Source organism: Pseudomonas sp. 58 R 12, from assembly GCF_900005865.1.
Taxonomy (GTDB): Bacteria; Pseudomonadota; Gammaproteobacteria; order Pseudomonadales; family Pseudomonadaceae; genus Aquipseudomonas; species Aquipseudomonas tritici.
Genome location: NZ_CVTP01000013.1, coordinates 1 through 21670, shown reverse-complemented (window position 1 = coordinate 21670; position 21670 = coordinate 1). Strand labels below are relative to the sequence as shown.

The following is a 21670-nucleotide window of genomic DNA, read 5'->3' as shown; positions in this document are numbered from 1 at the left end:
CGGATCAGCCAGCGGCGGAGCGTTGCTGGCTGTTCGGAAAGCGGTGGGGGGCTTGGATACGGGCTTGCAGGGTGTCGGCAAAGGCACGGGCTTCGGCCTCGGTGCGGAAGGTGAACGCGTCGCCGTCGAGACGAACCTGCCATTTATTGCCTGCGGATTTTGCTAACGCTTTTATCAGGATCTTCATTGCTGACTTCCTCACGTAAAAGAATCGTGGCAAAGGCGGCCAATATAAACCCGAATACGCTCACACATATGACAAAGATCAACTCTCAGACTAGCGGTGTCGTCCATTACTCACAGGAATAATGGACAACACTGACAGACGTTTTTCAGAACCCTTCCAGCACGATCTTGCCCTTGGCCTTGCCGCTTTCCAGCAGCGCATGGGCACGCCGCAGGTTCGCCGCATTAATCACACCGAAGTGCTCACCCACTGTGGTTTTCAGGGTACCTGCGTCGATCAGTTCGGCCACGCGATTGAGCAGGTTGTGCTGTTCGATCATGTCCGGGGTTTCGAACATCGAGCGCGTGTACATGAACTCCCAATGCAGTGACAGGCTCTTGCGCTTGAGCTTACTGACGTCCAGTGCCTTGGGATCGTCGATCAGCGCGAGCTTGCCCTGGGGTTGCAGGGCTTCGACCAGTTGGTCCAGGTGATGGTCGGTCTGGGTCAGGCTGGCGACGTGGGTCACTTGCGCGTGGCCGGCTGCTTTCAGCGCTTCGCTCAGCGGTTGGCTGTGATCGATCACCAGGTCGGCGCCGAGGGCCTTGGCCCATTCCTGGGTTTCCGGGCGCGAAGCGGTGCCGATCACTTTCAAGGCGGTGAGCTGGCTGGCCAACTGGGTCAGGATCGATCCTACGCCACCCGCGGCGCCGACGATCAGCAGGCTCTGGCCTTCATCCTGTTTGCCTTCACGCACTTGCAGGCGTTCGAACAGCAGTTCCCAGGCGGTGATGGCGGTCAGTGGCAGGGCGGCAGCGTCGGCAAAACCCAGGCTTTTCGGCATGTGCCCGACGATGCGTTCGTCCACGGTGTGCAATTCGCTGTTGCCCCCCGGGCGTACCAGAGAGCCGGCGTAGAACACCTTGTCACCGGCCTTGAACAGCGTCACTTCGCTGCCGACAGCCTTGACCACGCCAGCCACGTCCCAGCCCAGCACCTTGGCGGCGCCGTTTTCCGGGGCGACGTTCTGGCGCACTTTGGTGTCCACCGGGTTGACCGAGATGGCTTTGACTTCCACCAGCAGGTCACGCGGGCCGGCGACGGGCGCTGGCAACTCAATGTCTTGCAGGGCGTTCGGGTCGTTGATCGGCAGCGAGGCGTAGTAGGCAATGGCTTTCATGATGGCTCCAGGAAAAGGGCGGGTGATCAGGCAAGAAACTTCAGGCGCTTGAGGTCGAAGTGTTCGATCACATCAGCGGCCTTGGCGCGAAAGCTCTGGATGTGCGCGCTCTGGTCGTGGTCGGCCAGTGCTGCGTCGTCGCTCCAGCGTTCGAGCATGTAGAAGGTTTCGGGGTGTTGCAGGTCCTGGTGCAGGTCGTACTGCTCACAACCGGCCTCAAGGCGGGTGGGTTCCAGCAGGCCGCGCAGCAAGGTTTCCAAGGTGGCCTGCTGGCCGGGTTTGGCGATCAGCGTGGCGATGACGTTAAAGGCAGTGGACATATTCAACTCCAGATACGTAATGAACGGGATGCACGGATGATTGGCTATTTCCCCAGGAGATAAAAGCCGCTAAAACAAAGGTCTGTTTCAACCAAATTTTGATAATGAGCGGGAATGCATGCTGCGTTTTGATGATTTGCAGTTGTTTGTGCGTGCGGCGGACCTGGGTAGCCTGTCCGCTGCCGCACGGGTGATGGACCTGTCGCCTGCGGTAGCCAGTGCCGCGCTCAAGCGCATCGAACAGCAACTGGGCACGCGCTTGCTGGCGCGCTCTACCCGCAGCCTGCGCTTGACGGCTGAAGGCGACGGTTTCCTGGAATATGCTCGCGCCGCGTTGAGCTCGCTGGATGAAGGGCGGCGCTTATTGGCCAGCGGCCAGGACCATGTCAGTGGCGTGCTCCAGCTGTCGGCGCCTTCCGATTTCGGGCGTAACCAATTGCTGCCGTGGCTGGATGAATTCCAGCATGAGCACCCGCAACTGAGCGTGCGCCTGTTGTTGGGTGATCGAATTGCCGACTTGTTCCGCCAGCCGGTGGACATCGCCCTACGCTACGGTGAACCCGAGGATTCCAGCCTTGTCGCGCTCCCCGTCGCGCCGGAAAACGTTCGCGTGTTATGCGCTTCCCCCAGCTATCTCACGCGGTTTGGCGAGCCTCGGCAGTTGGATCAACTGGCCCAGCACAATTGCCTGCTGTACATGCTCGGTAGCCGGGTCCACGACCACTGGACTTTTCACGACGGTAAACGCGACGTCAGCCTGACCGTCTCCGGCGACCGTTTCAGTGACGATGCCGACGTAGTCCGCCGCTGGGCGGTGGCGGGTGTAGGCATTGCCTACAAGTCCTGGCTGGATGTGAGTACTGACGTGCTGGCCGGGCGCCTGCGCTTGATCCTGCCTGAGCTGCGCGGTGAGCGTACGCCACTCAATCTGCTGTGTGCTCATCGCGCGCAACTGAGCAAACCCATCAACCTGTTGCGGGAAATGCTCGTGTCCCGTTGTGCGATGTTGACTGCCCAATTACCGGAGCCATTGAGCGCGACGTAACGGCCTCCATCAAAGCAGGAAATTTCACTCAGATACCGTCCCTATCTACGCTGTCAGACGCCGTGGAACCGGCGATTTACGGCCCTATACTTTGGCGCCAACCTCAGTAGAAAAATAAATCGACAGGGAGTGAAAAGATGGAAGTGGCACCTTGCATCAGTCAGATCGCCAGCTTGCTCGCCGAGCCCAAACGCACCGCCATGCTGTGGGCCTTGATGGATGGCTCGGCCAAATCGCCGGTTGAGTTGGCAACGCTCGCCGGGTTGTCTCCGACATCCGCCAATGCGCACTTGGCGCGAATGACCGCAGGTGGTTTGCTGCGGGTTGAGGCCCGGCGTGGCAAGCGTTTGTTTCGTGTTGCGGCACCTGATGTCAGCGCTGCCATCGATGCCTTGGCCAGAACCACCATGGCGTGTGTTGCACGCAGCGCGCCGGGCGTAACAGCGGCGGCCCTGGTTGCACCGCCGCTGTTACGCCATGCCCGGTTGTGCCACGGCCACCTCGGCGGGGAGCTGGGGGCGCAGTTGTATCAACATCTGTTGGAGGCGGGGTGGATCGAGCGCTATGAGTTGCGTACCGACATTACGGTCAAAGGCGCGCAGCACTTGGCCGGCCTGGGTATTTTCATTCAGGCATTGGCATCGCCGCTGGTGTGTAGCTGTTTTGACTGGAGCCAGCAGCAACCGCACCTGGGCGGTGCGTTGGGGGCAGGGTTGTTGCAACTGTTTTTGCAGTCGAACTGGATCAGTGTGATCAACGAGTCGCAGGCCTTGCAGGTGCACGCTATCGGGCAGCGGGAAATCGCCCGATTCACCCTGGCTGGGTGAGGTGGTGATGTGAGAACGATGAGTTCAATGTGGGAGCCGGGCTTGTCGAACCGTCGAACCGCCGCGATAGCGGTGTGCCAGGCAATAAATTGCTCACTGATACACCTCTATCGCAGGCAAGCCAGCTCCCACATGTTGGACTGCGTTCAGTCAATTATGGCTTGACCAGTCTGGCATCCAGGCTGTTTTGCGCCAGGCGCTTGGCCTGGTCCTGGGTCATGCCCAGCGAGGTGTACAGCGCGTGGAAGTTCTCGGTGACATAGCCGCCGAAGTACGCCGGGTCATCCGAATTCACCGTCACCTTCACGCCACGCTCGAGCATGTCGAGGATGTTGTGTTGGGCCATGTCGTCGAACACACACAGTTTGGTGTTGGACAATGGGCACACGGTCAGCGGGATCTGCTCGTCGATGATGCGCTGCATCAAGCGCTCGTCTTCGATAGCGCGCACGCCATGGTCGATACGCTCGATCTTCAACAGGTCGAGGGCTTCCCAGATGTATTCGGGCGGGCCTTCTTCACCGGCGTGGGCCACGGTGAGGAAGCCTTCGTGACGGGCGCGGTCGAACACGCGCTGGAACTTGCTCGGCGGGTGACCCATTTCCGAACTGTCCAGGCCCACGGCCACAAACGCGTCACGGAACGGCAAGGCCTGGTCCAGGGTTTTCTCGGCTTCGGCTTCGCTCAAGTGGCGCAGGAAGCTGAGGATCAAACCGCTGGTGATGCCCAGTTGTTGCTCGCCATCTTTAAGGGCAGCGGCGATGCCGTTGAGCACCACTTCGAACGGCACGCCACGGTCGGTGTGGGTCTGCGGGTCGAAGAAGGGTTCGGTGTGGATCACGTTCTGCGCTTTGCAGCGCAGCAGGTAGGCCCAGGTCAGGTCGTAGAAATCCTGGGAGGTGCGCAGCACATCGGCGCCCTTGTAGTACAGGTCAAGAAACTCTTGCAGGTTGTTGAACGCGTAGGCCTTGCGCAGGGTGTCGACGTCGTTCCACGGCAGAGCAATCTTGTTGCGCTCGGCCAGGGCGAACAGCAACTCAGGCTCCAGCGAGCCCTCCAGATGCAGGTGCAATTCAGCCTTGGGCAGGGCGTTGAGCCAATCGTACATTTTCTAAATTCTCATCAGGTGCAATGGCGGCATTCTACAGGCCATGGCTGAAATAATCGGTAAAACCTGACCAGCAGGAGAGTTTTGGCTTTATTCATGCAAGAACCCTCTCAATTAAGATGTAACGAAACGTTAGCGACATCGCGCAGTCTGTACCCCATCAATGACAGATTTGCGGTACTAAAAGGCCCGAAATGCTCACCTCACTCAAGCAAGAAAAATTCATGCTGCTGGCGCTGATTGCCGCCATCGCCGCCTACCCGCTGGAGCACTGGATGCTGCACAGCGGACAAATGGTGGCGCTGCTGGCTGGCGCGGCACTCATTGGCTTTATTGTGATGGCGTCGATGCGCGTTGCCCATCACGCCGAGCAACTCGCGGAAAAAGTCGGCGACCCCTACGGCACCATGATCCTCACCCTGGCCGCCGTGCTCGTGGAGGTGGTGATCCTGGCGATCATGATGAGCAACGAGCCTTCGCCCACCCTGGTGCGCGACACCATTTACTCGGCGGTGATGCTCGACATCAACGGGATTCTCGGCCTGGCTGCGCTGATGGGCGGTATCAAGCACGGTGAACAGTCCTACAACGACGATTCGGCGCGTACTTACAGCGTGATGATCCTCACCGCCATGGGCGTGTCGATGGTGGTGCCGGAATTCATCCCCGAAGCCGACTGGAAAATTTACTCGGCCTTCACCATTGGCGCGATGGTGGTGTTGTACACCCTGTTCCTGCGCATGCAGGTGGGACCGCACAGTTATTTCTTCAGCTACAGCTACCCGGAAAAACGCCGCAAGAAGCAGCCGGAAGAACAGGAAGCGCCGTCGGTTAACCTGGCATTTTCCATCGGCACGCTGGTGTTTGGGGTGGTGGTGATCGGTGCATTGGCCGAAGTGATGTCTAAGACCCTGGACCTTGGCCTGGAAGGCACGGGCGCGCCGCCGGTGATCACGGCGATTGTGGTCGCGGCCATTTCGGCAGCGCCGGAAATTTTGACGGCGTTGCGCGCCGCGTTGGCGAACCGCATGCAGTCGGTGTTGAATATTGCGTTGGGTGCTTCGTTGTCGACGGTGATCCTGACGGTGCCGGTGATGGAAGCCATGGCGCTCTACACCGGCCAGCCGTTCCAGATGGCGATGACGCCGGTGCAGACCGTGATGGTGTTGATCACGCTCATTGTGAGCGCGATCAACCTCAACGATGGCGAAACCAATGCCATCGAAGGGATGACGCATTTTGTGTTGTTTGCGACCTTCATTATGTTGTCGTTGTTGGGGTTGTAAGGGTCTTCGGCACACCCCAAAACTAATGTGGGAGCTTTGTTTGGATTAGGTTCCGGCGATCAACTGCCGTGCCGCCTGGGTGTGATCGGCGATCAAGCCTTTCAGGTCCAGGCCTTCCACTTGGCCGTCAATCACACGCCACTTGCCGCCGATCATCACTCGATCCGCCCGATCCGCACCGCACAGCAGCAGTGCCGAGATTGGGTCGTGGCTGCCGGAGAAACGCAGCTCATCCAGCTTGAACAACGCCAGGTCGGCCTGCTTTCCTACCGCCAATTCGCCAATGTCTGTACGCCCGAGCAACTGCGCTGAACCTTTGGTCGCCCAGCCCAGCACGCCTTGCGGGGTGATCTTTTCCGCGCCGTAACGCAAGCGCTGGATGTACAGGGCTTGGCGTGCTTCAAGGATCATGTTTGACGCATCGTTGGAGGCGGAGCCATCCACGCCCAGGCCGATCGGTGCGCCTGCTGCCAGCAGGTCCAGCGTCGGGCAGATGCCGGACGCCAGACGCATGTTCGAGCTTGGGCAGTGGCAGATGCCGGTGCCGGCGGCGCCCAGGCGCGCAATCTCATCCGGGTTGAAGTGAATGCCATGCGCCAGCCAGGTGCGCGGGCCGAGCCAGCCGACGCTGTCCAGATAATCCACGGTGCGCAGGCCGAAGCGTTGCAGGCAGAAGTCTTCTTCGTCGAGGGTTTCCGCCAGGTGGGTGTGCAGGCGTACGTCGAGGCTGTTGGCCAGTTCGGCGCTGGCTTGCATGATTTCCGGGGTGACGGAAAACGGCGAGCAGGGGGCCAGGGCAATCTGGATCTGTGCGCCGTCGCCGCGCTGGTGATAGTCGCGGATCAGGCGTTGGCTGTCTTCAAGGATGACTTGGCCCTGTTGCACGGTCTGCTGCGGAGGCAGGCCGCCATCGGCTTCGCCGAGGCTCATGGAGCCGCGGGTTAGCATGGCGCGCATGCCCAATTCGCGCACGCTTTCAACTTGCACGTCGATCGCGTTTTCCAGGCCGTCAGGGAACAGGTAATGGTGGTCTGCCGCCGTGGTGCAGCCAGAAAGCAGCAACTCCGCGAGTGCCACCTTCGACGCCAGGGCGAGTTTTTCCGGGGTCAGCCGCGCCCAGACCGGGTAGAGGGTTTTCAACCAAGGGAACAATGGCTGATTGACCACCGGCGCCCAGGCGCGGGTCAGGGTTTGATAGAAGTGGTGGTGGGTGTTGATCAGGCCGGGAAGGATCACATGTTCGCGCGCGTCGAAGACATGCCCGCAAGGCACGGCAGGCTCTCTTCCCCAGCCCAGTACTTCGGTGATCACACCGTCTTGCAGCACCAGGCCGCCACGGCCATCGAGACCATTGGCAGTGAAAATCGCGAGGGGGTTTTTTAACCAGATACGGGTCGCAGGCATTGGCCGGCTCCTCTGAATGATGGGTTCAGGTTTGCCAGCTCAGTGTTGCCCTGTCTGCTGATCCAGGGTCGCCGGTGAAGGCGAGGGGCAGAGTTTACTTGTAGTCTATGTTCGGGTCTATCTGTAGGAGCGCGGTGCTCTTGAGATTATCGCGGGCAAGCCCGCTCCCACAGTGGATGGGTATTTACCAGGCGATGGTGTCGCCTTTGTAATCGATGAAGTGATGGCCGCCTTTACCGGTGTAGGCATTCACTTGGTCCACCAGGCCGCGCACGCTGGTGTCGACATCGATGTGCGCATTTTCGCCGCCCATATCGGTCTTCACCCAGCCTGGATGCAGTGACAACACCGTGAGTTTAGGGTCACCCAGTTGGGTGACAAAACTGTTGGTCATGGAGTTGAGCGCCGCCTTGCTGGCCTTATACAGCGCCAGGTCCGCCCCGTCGGGGATGGTCACGCTGCCCAGTACCGAACTCATGAAGGCCAGTACGCCGCTGTCCTTGCGGATCTGCCCGACAAAGCGCTGGGCCAGGTTGATCGGCGCCACGGCATTGGTGAAGAACAGTTGGCCGACTTCGGCCAGGGTGGCGTGGCCGGGTTCTTGATTGGCGGGTCCCTTGACGCCGGCGTTGACGAACAGCAGGTCGAACGTGCGTTCCTTGAGACGCCTGCTCAGGGCGATCACGGCTTGCTGATCGTCCATGTCGAGTTTCTCGATCTGCACCGGGCCGACGACTTTCAGGGCATCGGCGTTGCTCGGATCACGCACGGTGGCGGTCACGTCCCAGCCGTCCTGGAGCAGTTGCTTGACCAGGCCAAGGCCCAGCCCGCGCGAGGCGCCGATGATCAATGCGGTTTTTGGCGTAGACATGAAGGGCTTCCTGTGGAATGGAGGTTCACGGGTTCAATGGACAACGTTGCCCGAGCCTTTGCTGCAACTCGTGACGCAATTGGCCGAGTTCGGCGATGCGGGTTTCGATCAGGTTGAGCTTGTCTTGCAGCAGTTGTGTGACGGCGCTGTCGGGGTCGGGCGCGTGCCACAGGGTGGCGACGCTGCTGCCGATCTCGCCCAGGCTGAAGCCCAGGCGTTGCGCGGTCCTGATGTAGAGCACCAGTTGCACCATGTCCGCAGGGTAGTCGCGGTAACCGTTGGCACTGCGTTGTGCGGCGATCAACCCGCGCTGCTCGTAGAAACGCAGGGTGTCGCGGCTGACCTGGCTGGCCTGGGCTAATTCGCCAATACGCATCGGGCGCACTCGAAGGGGCTTGACCTTGGAGCATACTCCAGGCTTTACCTTGCTGGCTTCTTGAATTAAAGGAGCTAGTTGAGATGTGGACCACTGCCCAATACCGAACCCTGGTGCGTGCCAGCGCCTGGTATGACTTGATCGTTACCGCAGCGTTTGTCACGCCGTGGAGTTTTTTGTTTTTGCACAGCCTGTTGCAGGGCTTGAACCTGCCTGGGGAATTTCCGCCGTTTGCCCCGGCGCATGTGCTGATGGCCAATTTGCTGGGGTCGATTGTGTGCGTATGGGCGGTGCTGCGAATTCGTGATCCCCAGCGCAAATTCGGTGTGTACGATGCAGCAGGTCGCGCATTGTTTAGCACTTGGCAGCTCTACGCGCTGGCGCACGGTGCCACGTCGATACTTTGGGGGATTGTGCTGTTTGAAGTGCTGTGGGGCATCGCGCAACTGCTGCCGGTGCGGTCGGTACCGGCAGATTGATTCAGCGTTGCAGCAAGATGCGCCCACGGCTCAGGTCGGCAAGCTGGGTTTGCAGGGTGTCGATCTGCGCTTCGCCCAATGCGAGTTGCAGCTCGACGCCGTTGGCGGTGAAGGTTTCTTCCACCACCAGCCCGCCCAGTTCAGCCACGCGCAGTTTCACCAGGTTGAGCTCGGCGAACCCGCAAGCGCAACTTAAGGGCACACGGCTGATCAATTCGATGCGTTCGGCATTTTGCAGGCATTTATTCGCGCCACCGCCGTACGCACGCGCTAGCCCGCCGGTGCCCAGTTGGATGCCGCCGTACCAGCGAATCACCAGCACCGCGACCTGATCAAAACCCTGTGCCTCGATGGCCGCCAGGATCGGCCGCCCGGCTGTGCCGCCGGGTTCGCCATCGTCGTTGCTGCGGTATTGATCGGCGAGTTTCCAGGCCCAGCAATTGTGCGTGGCGTTCAGGTCGCTGTGCTGCTCGAAAAAAGCCTGGGCGTCCTGCGGGCTGGTGATCGGTGCGGCGAGCGTGATGAAGCGGCTTTTGCGTATTTCTTCGCGAAATTCGCAAAGGCCGGTGAGCGTGAAAGGCATAAGTCGCTTCGTTTATTGGACGGGCTTGATGCCACAGCCCTTGAGAATGATGTGGATCAGGTTGGTGCCGGCGTCGTCCATGTCCTGCTTGGTCAGCTTGGTGCGACCGGTGACGCGGCAGATCTGGGTGGCGAAGTCGGCGTAGTGCTGGGTGCTGCCCCACAGCAGGAAGATCAGGTGCACGGGGTCGATGGGGTCCATCTTGCCGGCGTCGATCCAGGCCTGGAACACCGCCGCGCGGCCACTGAACCACGCACGATAGTCCTGGCTGAAATATTCGGTGAGGCATTCGCCGCCGCTGATGATCTCCATGGCGAAGATCCGCGAGGCCTGGGGTTGGCGCCGCGAGAACTCCATCTTGGTGCGAATGTAGCGGGTGAGGGCTACGGCCGGGTCGTCCTCGGCGGTCAGCGCGTTGAAGGTGCTGTCCCACAGTTCGAGGATGTTGCTGAGCACCGCGATGTACAGGCCCAGTTTGTTGGTGAAGTAGTAGTGCAAGTTGGCCTTTGGCAGCCCGGCACTGGCAGCAATCGTATTCATGCTGGTGCCTTTGTAGCCATGGCGCGCGAACTCATCTTCAGCAGCCTGGAGAATCGCTTGTTCGTTCTTTTGCCGAATGCGGCTGGCGGGTTTACCGGCTTGGTTGCTGTGGGCAGGAACTTCGAGGCTCATGGAGGTTTCCGTGCTGATCGATAGAGACGACGTGTGCACAGATAACCCACCCTCAAGCCTCAGACAAGTCCTGATGCAATAAAACTGTCAAAGCGGTTCCAGCGTGTCGCTTTCCGGTGTGTGGTTTGCGGCGACGCGGGTGGGTTTGGCTTCCGGTAATAGCAGGCACAGCACAATGGCAGTCAGGCCGCCGCTGGTGATAGCGGAGTCGAACAGGTTCTGCACCAGCGTCGGCATCAAGTGCAGCAGGTTCGGTTGGGCGGCGATACCCAGGCCCACACCAAACGAGGTGGCGATGATCAGCATGCTGCGTCGGTCCAGCGGTGCCTGAGCAAGGATGCGCACACCGGCGGCGGCCACGCTGCCGAACATCACCAGGGTCGCGCCGCCCAAGACCGGCTTGGGGATTTGCTGCAGGACTGCGCCAATCAATGGAAACAACCCGAGGCAAAACAGCACCACGCCGATATATAAGCCGACGTATCGGCTGGCGACGCCGGTGAGTTGAATCACGCCGTTGTTCTGCGCGAACGTGGTGTTGGGGAAGGCGCTGAAGGTGGCGGCGATCATGCAACTGACACCATCGCCGAGGACGCCACCCTTGAGGCGGCTTATATAAGAAGGGCCGCTGATGGGCTGGCGGGCGATCATGCAGTTGGCGGTGAGGTCACCGACCGTTTCGATGCTGCTGATCAGATAAATCAGCGCGATCGGCAGGAAAGCGCTCCAGTCGAAGTTGAAACCAAAGCGAAACGGAATAGGCAGGCTGACCAGCGGCAGGTCGGGCAGGGCTTGAGGCACGAGTTTGCCGCTGAACCACGCGGCCAGGCTACCGAGGGCCAGGCCGATGATGATTGCCGACAGGCGCACCCAAGGTGTGTTGGATCGGTTGAGCAGGATGATGGTCAGTACCACGAACACACCCAGCGCCAAGTTGATAGGCGCGCCGAAGTCCGGGGCGTTGAAACCGCCGCCAAGGTCGGTGATGCCGACCTTGATCAAACTGATGCCGATCAACGTGATGACAATTCCAGTCACCAACGGCGTGATGACTCGGCGCAGTTGGCCGATAAAGCGGCTCAGCACGATCTGCACCACGGCGCCGAAAAAGCACACGCCAAAGATCATCGCCATGATGTCTTCCGGGCTGCCGCCACGTTGCTTCACCAAAAAGCCCGCCGACAACACCGCGCCAAGAAACGCAAAGCTGGTGCCCTGCAGGCAAATCATCCCCGCGCCGATACCAAATGGCCTACGTGCCTGAATGAACGTGCCGACACCGGAGACCATCAACGCCATGCTGATCAAGTAGGGCAAATGGGCGGTCAGACCCAGAGTGGAGCCGATGATCAGCGGCGGGGTGATGATGCCGACAAAGGCGGCCAGCACATGTTGCAGTGCGGCGAGCAAGGCCGGAGCGGGTTTCGGGCGGTCATTGAGGCCGTAGATGAGGTCGCTGGGGCTGGAGGATTCTGGTGGCATGGCGGGCAAACTCGAGTCGGACTGTTCTAGGTCCCTGTGCGCTTGCAAAAAACTGTCCAAGTGCTCAGCTTTTTGTGCGCGGTCCGCGTTAGCGCGTTGCTGCCAGACTTTCCAGGAAGCTTTCCAGCACCAAATGGGGGCGACGGCCCTTACGCGTGACCGATGCGAGGCTCAAATCGTAAAAACGTGTAGCCGGTTTCAGCGGGCGCAGTCGTCCTTGTTGTATCCACAGGCTGGCGTAGTGATCGGGCAGGTAACCGATATAGCGGCCGGTGAGGATCAGGAATGCCATGCCTTCGCGGTCGGAGGCGCTGGCGGTGCAGTTGAGTGCCTGGTAATGGGCCTGGATCTCGGCGGGCAGGCGGAACGTCGGTGCGATGGCGTCCTGGTCATCGATGCGAGCGTCGTCCAACTGCTTGTCGTCGGCATAGAACAACGGGTGGCCGACCGCGCAGTAGAGCAGCGAACGCTCGCTGTACAGCGGTTGATATTCCAATCCCGACAGGGCGCTTGCCTGGGGCACCACGCCGACATGCAGGCGACCGTCGAGCACGCCTTGTTCGACTTCGTTGGGGGCGATCATGCGGATCTGGATTTGCACATCCGGGCCGCGTTCCTTCAATTGTGCGAGCGCGTGGGTGATGCGCATGTGGGGCAGGGTGACGAGGTTGTCGGTGAGACCGATGATCAGCTCGCCGCGCAGATGCTGGTGCAGGCCGTTGACCTCGGTGCGAAAGCTTTCTAGGGCACTCAAGAGTTGCAGGGCCGATTGGTAGACCTCGCGGCCTTCTTCGGTCAGGGAGAAACCGGCGCGGCCGCGTTGGCACAGCCTTAGCCCGAGGCGTTGCTCAAGATCGCTCATTTGCTGGCTGATGGCCGAACGGCCTATGCCCAGCACGGTTTCTGCCGCTGAAAAACCACCGCACTCCACCACACTGCGAAAAATGCGCAGCAGGCGGATATCGAAGTCGCTGACTTGGGCCAGGGGATCGGGTCGACGGCTGCTCATAGTTTAGTGACGGCCTGACTGAAGGTTAGAAGAGTTGGATTTCACCGACTTTATCGCCATGGCAATTTAGCTGCAACCACGCGTTTCAATCCCGACGCTGCCTTCTGCCTTGCGAGGTTTTGCTGATGAACATGCCCGAAAACGCCCCATCGTCCCTGGCCAGCCAACTGAAGCTGGACGCGCACTGGATGCCTTACACCGCCAACCGTAACTTCCAGCGTGACCCGCGGCTGATCGTGGCCGCCGAAGGCAGCTGGTTGATGGATGACAAAGGCCGCAAGGTGTATGACTCGCTGTCGGGCCTGTGGACCTGTGGCGCCGGGCACACGCGTAAGGAAATCCAGGAAGCGGTGTCCAAACAACTGGGGACTTTGGACTACTCGCCGGGCTTCCAATACGGTCACCCGTTGTCCTTCCAACTGGCGGAAAAGATTACGGCCCTGACCCCTGGCAACCTTAACCATGTGTTCTTCACCGACTCCGGCTCCGAGTGCGCCGACACGGCGGTGAAGATGGTGCGTGCGTACTGGCGCCTGAAAGGTCAGGCCACCAAGACCAAGATGATCGGTCGCGCCCGTGGTTATCACGGTGTGAACATCGCCGGCACCAGCCTGGGCGGCGTCAACGGCAACCGTAAAATGTTTGGTCAGGCGATGATGGATGTTGATCATCTGCCGCACACCCTGCTGGCGAGCAATGCATTCTCCCGTGGGATGCCGGAGCAGGGCGGTATCGCGCTGGCTGATGAATTGCTCAAGCTGATCGAGTTGCACGATGCATCGAATATCGCGGCTGTATTTGTCGAGCCAATGGCCGGCTCTGCGGGCGTGCTGGTGCCGCCACAGGGTTACCTCAAGCGTCTGCGTGAGATCTGTGACCAGCACAATATCCTGTTGGTGTTCGACGAAGTGATCACCGGGTTTGGCCGTACCGGTTCGATGTTCGGGGCCGACAGCTTCGGCGTGACCCCAGACCTGATGTGCATCGCCAAGCAAGTAACCAACGGCGCGATCCCGATGGGCGCGGTGATTGCCAGCAGCGAGATCTATCAGACCTTCATGAACCAGGCGACGCCGGAGTATGCGGTGGAATTCCCCCACGGCTACACCTACTCGGCGCATCCGGTGGCGTGCGCAGCTGGCCTGGCGGCATTGGACCTGCTGCAGAAGGAAAACCTGGTGCAGAGCGTAGCCGAAGTCGCACCGCACTTTGAGAATGCGCTGCACGGTTTGAAGGGCAGCAAGAACGTAATCGATATTCGCAACTATGGCTTGGCCGGTGCGATCCAGATTGCCCCGCGTGACGGTGATGCCATCGTGCGTCCATTCGAGGCCGGCATGGCCTTGTGGAAAGCCGGTTTCTACGTGCGTTTTGGCGGTGACACCCTGCAGTTCGGACCAACCTTCAACAGCAAGCCGCAGGACCTGGATCGCTTGTTCGATGCGGTCGGCGGAGTGCTGAACAAGATCGACTGATTTCTCCTTCTATATAGAACAATTTTTCAGGAGCCCTGCATGAGCCTTATCCAGCATTTGATCAACGGTGAGATGGTCAACGACAGTGGCCGCAGTGCCGACGTGTATAACCCGTCGACCGGCCAAGTGATCCACCATGTGCCGTTGGCCAGCCGTGAAACCATTCAACAAGCGATCGACTCGGCCAAGGCTGCGTTCCCGGCGTGGCGTAATACCCCGCCAGCCAAGCGCGCCCAGGTGATGTTTCGTTTCAAGCAGTTGCTGGAGCAGAACGAAGCACGCATCTCGCAGTTAATCAGCGAAGAGCATGGCAAGACGCTGGAAGACGCGGCCGGTGAGTTGAAGCGCGGGATCGAAAACGTGGAGTACGCGTGCTCGGCGCCGGAGATTCTGAAGGGCGAATACAGTCGTAACGTAGGACCGAACATTGATGCCTGGTCGGACTTCCAGCCGCTGGGCGTGGTTGCCGGTATTACGCCGTTCAACTTCCCGGCGATGGTGCCGTTGTGGATGTACCCGTTGGCGATAGTCTGCGGTAACTGTTTCATCCTGAAACCATCGGAGCGTGATCCGAGCTCGACGCTGTTGATCGCGCAATTGCTGCAAGAGGCCGGTTTGCCTAAAGGCGTGCTGAGTGTGGTGCACGGTGACAAGGGTGCGGTGGATGCACTGATCGAAGCACCGGAAGTGAAAGCACTGAGTTTCGTGGGCTCGACGCCGATTGCCGAATACATTTATTCCGAAGCGACCAAGCGTGGCAAACGCGTGCAGGCACTGGGTGGGGCGAAGAACCACGCGGTACTGATGCCGGACGCGGACCTGGATAACGCGGTGAGTGCCTTGATGGGCGCGGCGTATGGTTCCTGTGGTGAGCGTTGCATGGCGATTTCGGTGGCTGTGTGCGTGGGCGACCAAGTGGCGGATGCGTTGATTGCCAAGCTGGTGCCGCAGGTCAAGGCGCTGAAAATTGGCGCGGGCACTTCTTGCGGGCTGGATATGGGGCCGTTGGTGACGGGCCAGGCGCGTGACAAAGTCAGTGGCTATATAGAAGACGGAGTGGCGGCGGGGGCTGAGCTGGTTGTCGATGGTCGCGGCTTGAGTGTTGCCGGGCACGAAGAGGGCTTCTTCCTGGGGGGGAGTTTGTTTGATCGTGTGACGCCTGAGATGCGTATCTATAAAGAAGAGATCTTCGGACCGGTGTTGTGCGTGGTGCGGGTGGATAGCCTGGAAACGGCGATGCAACTGATCAACGATCATGAATACGGTAACGGTACCTGTATCTTCACGCGTGACGGTGAAGCGGCACGGCTGTTCTGCGATGAGATCGAAGTGGGCATGGTCGGCGTTAACGTTCCCCTGCCAGTGCCGGTGGCTTATCACAGCTTTGGTGGCTGGAAGCGATCGCTGTTCGGCGACTTGCATGCGTACGGTCCGGATGGGGTGCGCTTCTACACACGTCGCAAGGCGATTACACAGCGCTGGCCGCAACGGGCGAGCCATGAAGCGTCGCAGTTTGCCTTTCCTAGTCTTTAAGGCTCGGTAGGAAGAAAGCCGGCCCCTTGGGGCCGGCTTTTGCGTTTCTGGGGGCTTTTTGACCTATATGACAGAAATGTGAAAAAAAGGGGTTGACGGCAGATCCTGGAAGTCTATAATTCGCCCCACTTCCGGCGCAGTCGAAACGGAAAACTCCTTGGTAAACAAAGAGTTATGCGTGATTCGACAGCGAGTTGCTTCAGTTGATCGAAGCCCAGAAGGAGTTGGTAGGGCAGCGTTGTTTGGCTCTATTAACGTTTCGATCCTCTCGGTCGAAAGCGGAGAAAAAGAGGTGTTGACAGCAGCGTGTAACGCTGTAGAATTCGCCTCCCGCTAACGAGAGATCGGAAGCGCAAGTGGTTGAAGTTGTTGAAGAATTCTTCGAAAACTTCTGAAAATAATCACTTGACAGCAAATGAGGCTGCTGTAGAATGCGCGCCTCGGTTGAGACGAAAGATCTTAACCAACCGCTCTTTAACAACTGAATCAAGCAATTCGTGTGGGTGCTTGTGGAGTCAGACTGATAGTCAACAAGATTATCAGCATCACAAGTTACTCCGCGAGAAATCAAAGATGTAACCAACGATTGCTGAGCCAAGTTTAGGGTTTCTTAAAAACCCAAAGATGTTTGAACTGAAGAGTTTGATCATGGCTCAGATTGAACGCTGGCGGCAGGCCTAACACATGCAAGTCGAGCGGTAGAGAGAAGCTTGCTTCTCTTGAGAGCGGCGGACGGGTGAGTAATGCCTAGGAATCTGCCTGGTAGTGGGGGATAACGTTCGGAAACGGACGCTAATACCGCATACGTCCTACGGGAGAAAGCAGGGGACCTTCGGGCCTTGCGCTATCAGATGAGCCTAGGTCGGATTAGCTAGTTGGTGAGGTAATGGCTCACCAAGGCGACGATCCGTAACTGGTCTGAGAGGATGATCAGTCACACTGGAACTGAGACACGGTCCAGACTCCTACGGGAGGCAGCAGTGGGGAATATTGGACAATGGGCGAAAGCCTGATCCAGCCATGCCGCGTGTGTGAAGAAGGTCTTCGGATTGTAAAGCACTTTAAGTTGGGAGGAAGGGCAGTTACCTAATACGTGATTGTTTTGACGTTACCGACAGAATAAGCACCGGCTAACTCTGTGCCAGCAGCCGCGGTAATACAGAGGGTGCAAGCGTTAATCGGAATTACTGGGCGTAAAGCGCGCGTAGGTGGTTTGTTAAGTTGGATGTGAAATCCCCGGGCTCAACCTGGGAACTGCATTCAAAACTGACTGACTAGAGTATGGTAGAGGGTGGTGGAATTTCCTGTGTAGCGGTGAAATGCGTAGATATAGGAAGGAACACCAGTGGCGAAGGCGACCACCTGGACTAATACTGACACTGAGGTGCGAAAGCGTGGGGAGCAAACAGGATTAGATACCCTGGTAGTCCACGCCGTAAACGATGTCAACTAGCCGTTGGAAGCCTTGAGCTTTTAGTGGCGCAGCTAACGCATTAAGTTGACCGCCTGGGGAGTACGGCCGCAAGGTTAAAACTCAAATGAATTGACGGGGGCCCGCACAAGCGGTGGAGCATGTGGTTTAATTCGAAGCAACGCGAAGAACCTTACCAGGCCTTGACATCCAATGAACTTTCTAGAGATAGATTGGTGCCTTCGGGAACATTGAGACAGGTGCTGCATGGCTGTCGTCAGCTCGTGTCGTGAGATGTTGGGTTAAGTCCCGTAACGAGCGCAACCCTTGTCCTTAGTTACCAGCACATAATGGTGGGCACTCTAAGGAGACTGCCGGTGACAAACCGGAGGAAGGTGGGGATGACGTCAAGTCATCATGGCCCTTACGGCCTGGGCTACACACGTGCTACAATGGTCGGTACAGAGGGTTGCCAAGCCGCGAGGTGGAGCTAATCCCAGAAAACCGATCGTAGTCCGGATCGCAGTCTGCAACTCGACTGCGTGAAGTCGGAATCGCTAGTAATCGCGAATCAGAATGTCGCGGTGAATACGTTCCCGGGCCTTGTACACACCGCCCGTCACACCATGGGAGTGGGTTGCACCAGAAGTAGCTAGTCTAACCTTCGGGAGGACGGTTACCACGGTGTGATTCATGACTGGGGTGAAGTCGTAACAAGGTAGCCGTAGGGGAACCTGCGGCTGGATCACCTCCTTAATCGACGACATCAGCTGCTCCATAAGTTCCCACACGAATTGCTTGATTCATTGAAGAAGACGATAAGAAGCAGCCCGAAATTGGGTCTGTAGCTCAGTTGGTTAGAGCGCACCCCTGATAAGGGTGAGGTCGGCAGTTCGAATCTGCCCAGACCCACCAATTTTGTGTGGGAAACGCCTGTAGAAATACGGGGCCATAGCTCAGCTGGGAGAGCGCCTGCCTTGCACGCAGGAGGTCAACGGTTCGATCCCGTTTGGCTCCACCACTACTGCTTCTACGTTATGAAAGCTTAGAAATGAGCATTCCATCGTTATGATGGTGAATGTTGATTTCTAGTCTTTGATTAGATCGTTCTTTAAAAATTTGGGTATGTGATAGAAAGATAGACTGAACGTTACTTTCACTGGTAACGGATCAGGCTAAGGTAAAATTTGTGAGTTACTCAGTTTTGAGTATTATCGAATTTTCGGCGAATGTTGTCTTCACAGTATAACCAGATTGCTTGGGGTTATATGGTCAAGTGAAGAAGCGCATACGGTGGATGCCTTGGCAGTCAGAGGCGATGAAAGACGTGGTAGCCTGCGAAAAGCTTCGGGGAGTCGGCAAACAGACTTTGATCCGGAGATGTCTGAATGGGGGAACCCAGCCATCATAAGATGGTTACCTTACACTGAATACATAGGTGTATGGAGCGAACCAGGGGAACTGAAACATCTAAGTACCCTGAGGAAAAGAAATCAACCGAGATTCCCTTAGTAGTGGCGAGCGAACGGGGACTAGCCCTTAAGTGGCTTTGAGATTAGCGGAACGCTCTGGAAAGTGCGGCCATAGTGGGTGATAGCCCTGTACGCGAAAATCTCTTAGTCATGAAATCGAGTAGGACGGAGCACGAGAAACTTTGTCTGAATATGGGGGGACCATCCTCCAAGGCTAAATACTACTGACTGACCGATAGTGAACTAGTACCGTGAGGGAAAGGCGAAAAGAACCCCGGAGAGGGGAGTGAAATAGATCCTGAAACCGTATGCGTACAAGCAGTGGGAGCCCACTTTGTTGGGTGACTGCGTACCTTTTGTATAATGGGTCAGCGACTTATTTTCAGTGGCGAGCTTAACCGAATAGGGGAGGCGTAGCGAAAGCGAGTCTTAATAGGGCGTCTAGTCGCTGGGAATAGACCCGAAACCGGGCGATCTATCCATGGGCAGGTTGAAGGTTGGGTAACACTAACTGGAGGACCGAACCGACTACCGTTGAAAAGTTAGCGGATGACCTGTGGATCGGAGTGAAAGGCTAATCAAGCTCGGAGATAGCTGGTTCTCCTCGAAAGCTATTTAGGTAGCGCCTCATGTATCACTGTAGGGGGTAGAGCACTGTTTCGGCTAGGGGGTCATCCCGACTTACCAAACCGATGCAAACTCCGAATACCTACAAGTGCCGAGCATGGGAGACACACGGCGGGTGCTAACGTCCGTCGTGAAAAGGGAAACAACCCAGACCGTCAGCTAAGGTCCCAAAGTTATGGTTAAGTGGGAAACGATGTGGGAAGGCTTAGACAGCTAGGAGGTTGGCTTAGAAGCAGCCACCCTTTAAAGAAAGCGTAATAGCTCACTAGTCGAGTCGGCCTGCGCGGAAGATGTAACGGGGCTCAAACCATACACCGAAGCTACGGGTATCACGTAAGTGATGCGGTAGAGGAGCGTTCTGTAAGCCTGTGAAGGTGAGTTGAGAAGCTTGCTGGAGGTATCAGAAGTGCGAATGCTGACATGAGTAACGACAATGGGTGTGAAAAACACCCACGCCGAAAGACCAAGGTTTCCTGCGCAACGTTAATCGACGCAGGGTTAGTCGGTCCCTAAGGCGAGGCTGAAAAGCGTAGTCGATGGAAAACAGGTTAATATTCCTGTACTTCTGGTTATTGCGATGGAGGGACGGAGAAGGCTAGGCCAGCTTGGCGTTGGTTGTCCAAGTTTAAGGTGGTAGGCTGAGATCTTAGGTAAATCCGGGATCTTAAGGCCGAGAGCTGATGACGAGCTAACTTTTAGTTAGCGAAGTGGTTGATGCCATGCTTCCAAGAAAAGCTTCTAAGCTTCAGGTAACCAGGAACCGTACCCCAAACCGACACAGGTGGTTGGGTAGAGAATACCAAGGCGCTTGAGAGAACTCGGGTGAAGGAACTAGGCAAAATGGCACCGTAACTTCGGGAGAAGGTGCGCCGGTGAGGGTGAAGGACTTGCTCCGTAAGCTCATGCCGGTCGAAGATACCAGGCCGCTGCGACTGTTTATTAAAAACACAGCACTCTGCAAACACGAAAGTGGACGTATAGGGTGTGACGCCTGCCCGGTGCCGGAAGGTTAATTGATGGGGTTAGCTAACGCGAAGCTCTTGATCGAAGCCCCGGTAAACGGCGGCCGTAACTATAACGGTCCTAAGGTAGCGAAATTCCTTGTCGGGTAAGTTCCGACCTGCACGAATGGCGTAACGATGGCGGCGCTGTCTCCACCCGAGACTCAGTGAAATTGAAATCGCTGTGAAGATGCAGTGTATCCGCGGCTAGACGGAAAGACCCCGTGAACCTTTACTATAGCTTTGCACTGGACTTTGAATTTGCTTGTGTAGGATAGGTGGGAGGCTTTGAAGCGTGGACGCCAGTCTGCGTGGAGCCAACCTTGAAATACCACCCTGGCAACTTTGAGGTTCTAACTCAGGTCCGTTATCCGGATCGAGGACAGTGTATGGTGGGTAGTTTGACTGGGGCGGTCTCCTCCTAAAGAGTAACGGAGGAGTACGAAGGTGCGCTCAGACCGGTCGGAAATCGGTCGTAGAGTATAAAGGCAAAAGCGCGCTTGACTGCGAGACAGACACGTCGAGCAGGTACGAAAGTAGGTCTTAGTGATCCGGTGGTTCTGTATGGAAGGGCCATCGCTCAACGGATAAAAGGTACTCCGGGGATAACAGGCTGATACCGCCCAAGAGTTCATATCGACGGCGGTGTTTGGCACCTCGATGTCGGCTCATCACATCCTGGGGCTGAAGCCGGTCCCAAGGGTATGGCTGTTCGCCATTTAAAGTGGTACGCGAGCTGGGTTTAGAACGTCGTGAGACAGTTCGGTCCCTATCTGCCGTGGACGTTTGAGATTTGAGAGGGGCTGCTCCTAGTACGAGAGGACCGGAGTGGACGAACCTCTGGTGTTCCGGTTGTCACGCCAGTGGCATTGCCGGGTAGCTATGTTCGGAATAGATAACCGCTGAAAGCATCTAAGCGGGAAACTAGCCTCAAGATGAGATCTCACTGGGACCTTGAGTCCCCTGAAGGGCCGTCGAAGACTACGACGTTGATAGGTTGGGTGTGTAAGCGCTGTGAGGCGTTGAGCTAACCAATACTAATTGCCCGTGAGGCTTGACCATATAACACCCAAGCAATTTGACTACTCTAACGAGCATCAGATTGCGGTGTGTGAAGACGATAGAACCGAAAGTTCGATCTCACGAAAACACCGAAAGCTGTCACATACCCAATTTGCTGAAGCGAGGCCATCTGGCCACGACTCAGTACCCGAATTTCTTGACGACCATAGAGCATTGGAACCACCTGATCCCATCCCGAACTCAGTAGTGAAACGATGCATCGCCGATGGTAGTGTGGGGTTTCCCCATGTGAGAGTAGGTCATCGTCAAGATTAAATTCC

At 57.6% G+C, this 21670-nt stretch carries 17 protein-coding genes, 2 tRNA genes and 3 rRNA genes; 11 read left to right on the top strand and 11 right to left on the bottom strand.

Annotation, left to right across the window (positions count from 1 at the left end; genetic code table 11):
* Positions 1 to 4 precede the first annotated feature (4 nt).
* From BFP95_RS06500 to BFP95_RS06490, 3 genes are all read right to left on the bottom strand, one after another.
* Complete coding sequence (locus BFP95_RS06500; RefSeq protein WP_049710180.1) at positions 5 to 187, bottom strand: hypothetical protein; 183 nt, start codon at positions 185 to 187, stop codon at positions 5 to 7.
* 145 nt (positions 188 to 332) lie between these two features.
* A complete protein-coding gene (locus tag BFP95_RS06495) occupies positions 333 to 1346 on the bottom strand; it encodes a zinc-binding alcohol dehydrogenase family protein (protein WP_065889023.1) in 1014 nt (337 codons plus the stop codon).
* Positions 1347 to 1372: 26 nt separating this feature from the next.
* Entirely contained in the window at positions 1373 to 1666 is a 294-nt protein-coding gene (locus tag BFP95_RS06490; RefSeq protein ID WP_065874251.1) for a putative quinol monooxygenase, read from the bottom strand.
* Positions 1667 to 1784: 118 nt separating this feature from the next.
* Between BFP95_RS06490 and BFP95_RS06485 the strand changes: the two genes are divergently transcribed.
* Positions 1785 to 2711 carry a LysR family transcriptional regulator gene (locus BFP95_RS06485; protein ID WP_065879955.1) on the top strand — a complete coding sequence of 309 codons (927 nt, stop codon included), beginning with the start codon at positions 1785 to 1787 and terminating at the stop codon, positions 2709 to 2711.
* Between the two features lie 137 nt (positions 2712 to 2848).
* Entirely contained in the window at positions 2849 to 3538 is a 690-nt protein-coding gene (locus BFP95_RS06480) for an ArsR/SmtB family transcription factor (RefSeq protein WP_065874249.1), read from the top strand.
* A gap of 154 nt (positions 3539 to 3692) precedes the next feature.
* Here the strand turns inward: BFP95_RS06480 and BFP95_RS06475 are convergent, their stop codons facing one another.
* Complete coding sequence (locus tag BFP95_RS06475) at positions 3693 to 4646, bottom strand: adenosine deaminase (RefSeq protein WP_065874248.1); 954 nt, start codon at positions 4644 to 4646, stop codon at positions 3693 to 3695.
* A 194-nt stretch (positions 4647 to 4840) separates the two neighbouring features.
* Between BFP95_RS06475 and BFP95_RS06470 the strand changes: the two genes are divergently transcribed.
* Complete coding sequence (locus BFP95_RS06470) at positions 4841 to 5932, top strand: calcium:proton antiporter (RefSeq protein ID WP_065909635.1); 1092 nt, start codon at positions 4841 to 4843, stop codon at positions 5930 to 5932.
* 45 nt (positions 5933 to 5977) lie between these two features.
* Here BFP95_RS06470 and BFP95_RS06465 read toward each other — a convergent pair whose 3' ends face one another.
* The 3 genes from BFP95_RS06465 to BFP95_RS06455 all read right to left on the bottom strand — a co-directional run bounded on the left by BFP95_RS06465 (position 5978) and on the right by BFP95_RS06455 (position 8583).
* A complete protein-coding gene (locus tag BFP95_RS06465; RefSeq protein ID WP_065874246.1) occupies positions 5978 to 7336 on the bottom strand; it encodes an 8-oxoguanine deaminase in 1359 nt (452 codons plus the stop codon).
* A gap of 184 nt (positions 7337 to 7520) precedes the next feature.
* Positions 7521 to 8207: an SDR family oxidoreductase gene (locus BFP95_RS06460; RefSeq protein ID WP_065909633.1), complete on the bottom strand. Its 687-nt coding sequence runs from the start codon at positions 8205 to 8207 to the stop codon at positions 7521 to 7523.
* Between the two features lie 25 nt (positions 8208 to 8232).
* Positions 8233 to 8583, bottom strand: coding sequence for a MerR family transcriptional regulator (locus BFP95_RS06455; protein WP_065909631.1), 351 nt, complete (start codon positions 8581 to 8583; stop codon positions 8233 to 8235).
* Positions 8584 to 8666: 83 nt separating this feature from the next.
* On the opposite strand from BFP95_RS06455, the gene BFP95_RS06450 reads away from it, so the two are divergent.
* Positions 8667 to 9062 carry a hypothetical protein gene (locus BFP95_RS06450; protein WP_049710170.1) on the top strand — a complete coding sequence of 132 codons (396 nt, stop codon included), beginning with the start codon at positions 8667 to 8669 and terminating at the stop codon, positions 9060 to 9062.
* 1 nt (position 9063) lies between these two features.
* Here the strand turns inward: BFP95_RS06450 and BFP95_RS06445 are convergent, their stop codons facing one another.
* The 4 genes from BFP95_RS06445 to BFP95_RS06430 all read right to left on the bottom strand — a co-directional run bounded on the left by BFP95_RS06445 (position 9064) and on the right by BFP95_RS06430 (position 12808).
* The gene (locus BFP95_RS06445; RefSeq protein WP_065909629.1) at positions 9064 to 9645 is read right to left on the bottom strand and encodes an IMPACT family protein; all 582 of its coding nucleotides are present in this window, start codon (positions 9643 to 9645) and stop codon (positions 9064 to 9066) included.
* 12 nt (positions 9646 to 9657) lie between these two features.
* Positions 9658 to 10317: a TetR/AcrR family transcriptional regulator gene (locus BFP95_RS06440; RefSeq protein ID WP_049710168.1), complete on the bottom strand. Its 660-nt coding sequence runs from the start codon at positions 10315 to 10317 to the stop codon at positions 9658 to 9660.
* 87 nt (positions 10318 to 10404) lie between these two features.
* Positions 10405 to 11799: a uracil-xanthine permease family protein gene (locus BFP95_RS06435; RefSeq protein ID WP_065874243.1), complete on the bottom strand. Its 1395-nt coding sequence runs from the start codon at positions 11797 to 11799 to the stop codon at positions 10405 to 10407.
* 88 nt (positions 11800 to 11887) lie between these two features.
* Positions 11888 to 12808 (bottom strand): LysR family transcriptional regulator, encoded by a 921-nt coding sequence (locus BFP95_RS06430; protein ID WP_065874242.1) that lies wholly within the window; start codon positions 12806 to 12808, stop codon positions 11888 to 11890.
* A 125-nt stretch (positions 12809 to 12933) separates the two neighbouring features.
* Between BFP95_RS06430 and BFP95_RS06425 the strand changes: the two genes are divergently transcribed.
* The 7 genes from BFP95_RS06425 to rrf all read left to right on the top strand — a co-directional run bounded on the left by BFP95_RS06425 (position 12934) and on the right by rrf (position 21661).
* On the top strand, positions 12934 to 14283 hold the full coding sequence (locus BFP95_RS06425) for an aspartate aminotransferase family protein (RefSeq protein WP_065889014.1): 1350 nt from the start codon (positions 12934 to 12936) through the stop codon (positions 14281 to 14283).
* Between the two features lie 39 nt (positions 14284 to 14322).
* Positions 14323 to 15816, top strand: a complete 1494-nt coding sequence (locus tag BFP95_RS06420; protein WP_065874240.1) for a CoA-acylating methylmalonate-semialdehyde dehydrogenase — start codon at positions 14323 to 14325, stop codon at positions 15814 to 15816.
* A gap of 630 nt (positions 15817 to 16446) precedes the next feature.
* Positions 16447 to 17983: ribosomal RNA gene (locus BFP95_RS06415) — 16S ribosomal RNA — on the top strand.
* Between the two features lie 82 nt (positions 17984 to 18065).
* Positions 18066 to 18142: transfer RNA gene (locus BFP95_RS06410), tRNA-Ile, on the top strand.
* Between the two features lie 30 nt (positions 18143 to 18172).
* Positions 18173 to 18248: transfer RNA gene (locus BFP95_RS06405), tRNA-Ala, on the top strand.
* A gap of 249 nt (positions 18249 to 18497) precedes the next feature.
* Positions 18498 to 21389, top strand: a 23S ribosomal RNA gene (locus BFP95_RS06400).
* A 156-nt stretch (positions 21390 to 21545) separates the two neighbouring features.
* Positions 21546 to 21661, top strand: a 5S ribosomal RNA gene (gene rrf / locus BFP95_RS06395).
* The 16S, 23S and 5S rRNA genes sit together here with 2 tRNA genes alongside, the layout of an rRNA operon.
* Positions 21662 to 21670: the final 9 nt, after the last annotated feature.

Bases quoted from the DNA above. Each gene is read 5' to 3' on its own strand.
- BFP95_RS06500 (WP_049710180.1), bottom strand. From the start codon at position 187: ATGAAGATCCTGATAAAAGCGTTAGCAAAATCCGCAGGCAATAAATGG.
- BFP95_RS06495 (WP_065889023.1), bottom strand. From the start codon at position 1,346: ATGAAAGCCATTGCCTACTACGCCTCGCTGCCGATCAACGACCCGAAC.
- BFP95_RS06490 (WP_065874251.1), bottom strand. From the start codon at position 1,666: ATGTCCACTGCCTTTAACGTCATCGCCACGCTGATCGCCAAACCCGGC.
- BFP95_RS06485 (WP_065879955.1), top strand. From the start codon at position 1,785: ATGCTGCGTTTTGATGATTTGCAGTTGTTTGTGCGTGCGGCGGACCTG.
- BFP95_RS06480 (WP_065874249.1), top strand. From the start codon at position 2,849: ATGGAAGTGGCACCTTGCATCAGTCAGATCGCCAGCTTGCTCGCCGAG.
- BFP95_RS06475 (WP_065874248.1), bottom strand. From the start codon at position 4,646: ATGTACGATTGGCTCAACGCCCTGCCCAAGGCTGAATTGCACCTGCAT.
- BFP95_RS06470 (WP_065909635.1), top strand. From the start codon at position 4,841: ATGCTCACCTCACTCAAGCAAGAAAAATTCATGCTGCTGGCGCTGATT.
- BFP95_RS06465 (WP_065874246.1), bottom strand. From the start codon at position 7,336: ATGCCTGCGACCCGTATCTGGTTAAAAAACCCCCTCGCGATTTTCACT.
- BFP95_RS06460 (WP_065909633.1), bottom strand. From the start codon at position 8,207: ATGTCTACGCCAAAAACCGCATTGATCATCGGCGCCTCGCGCGGGCTG.
- BFP95_RS06455 (WP_065909631.1), bottom strand. From the start codon at position 8,583: ATGCGTATTGGCGAATTAGCCCAGGCCAGCCAGGTCAGCCGCGACACC.
- BFP95_RS06450 (WP_049710170.1), top strand. From the start codon at position 8,667: ATGTGGACCACTGCCCAATACCGAACCCTGGTGCGTGCCAGCGCCTGG.
- BFP95_RS06445 (WP_065909629.1), bottom strand. From the start codon at position 9,645: ATGCCTTTCACGCTCACCGGCCTTTGCGAATTTCGCGAAGAAATACGC.
- BFP95_RS06440 (WP_049710168.1), bottom strand. From the start codon at position 10,317: ATGAGCCTCGAAGTTCCTGCCCACAGCAACCAAGCCGGTAAACCCGCC.
- BFP95_RS06435 (WP_065874243.1), bottom strand. From the start codon at position 11,799: ATGCCACCAGAATCCTCCAGCCCCAGCGACCTCATCTACGGCCTCAAT.
- BFP95_RS06430 (WP_065874242.1), bottom strand. From the start codon at position 12,808: ATGAGCAGCCGTCGACCCGATCCCCTGGCCCAAGTCAGCGACTTCGAT.
- BFP95_RS06425 (WP_065889014.1), top strand. From the start codon at position 12,934: ATGAACATGCCCGAAAACGCCCCATCGTCCCTGGCCAGCCAACTGAAG.
- BFP95_RS06420 (WP_065874240.1), top strand. From the start codon at position 14,323: ATGAGCCTTATCCAGCATTTGATCAACGGTGAGATGGTCAACGACAGT.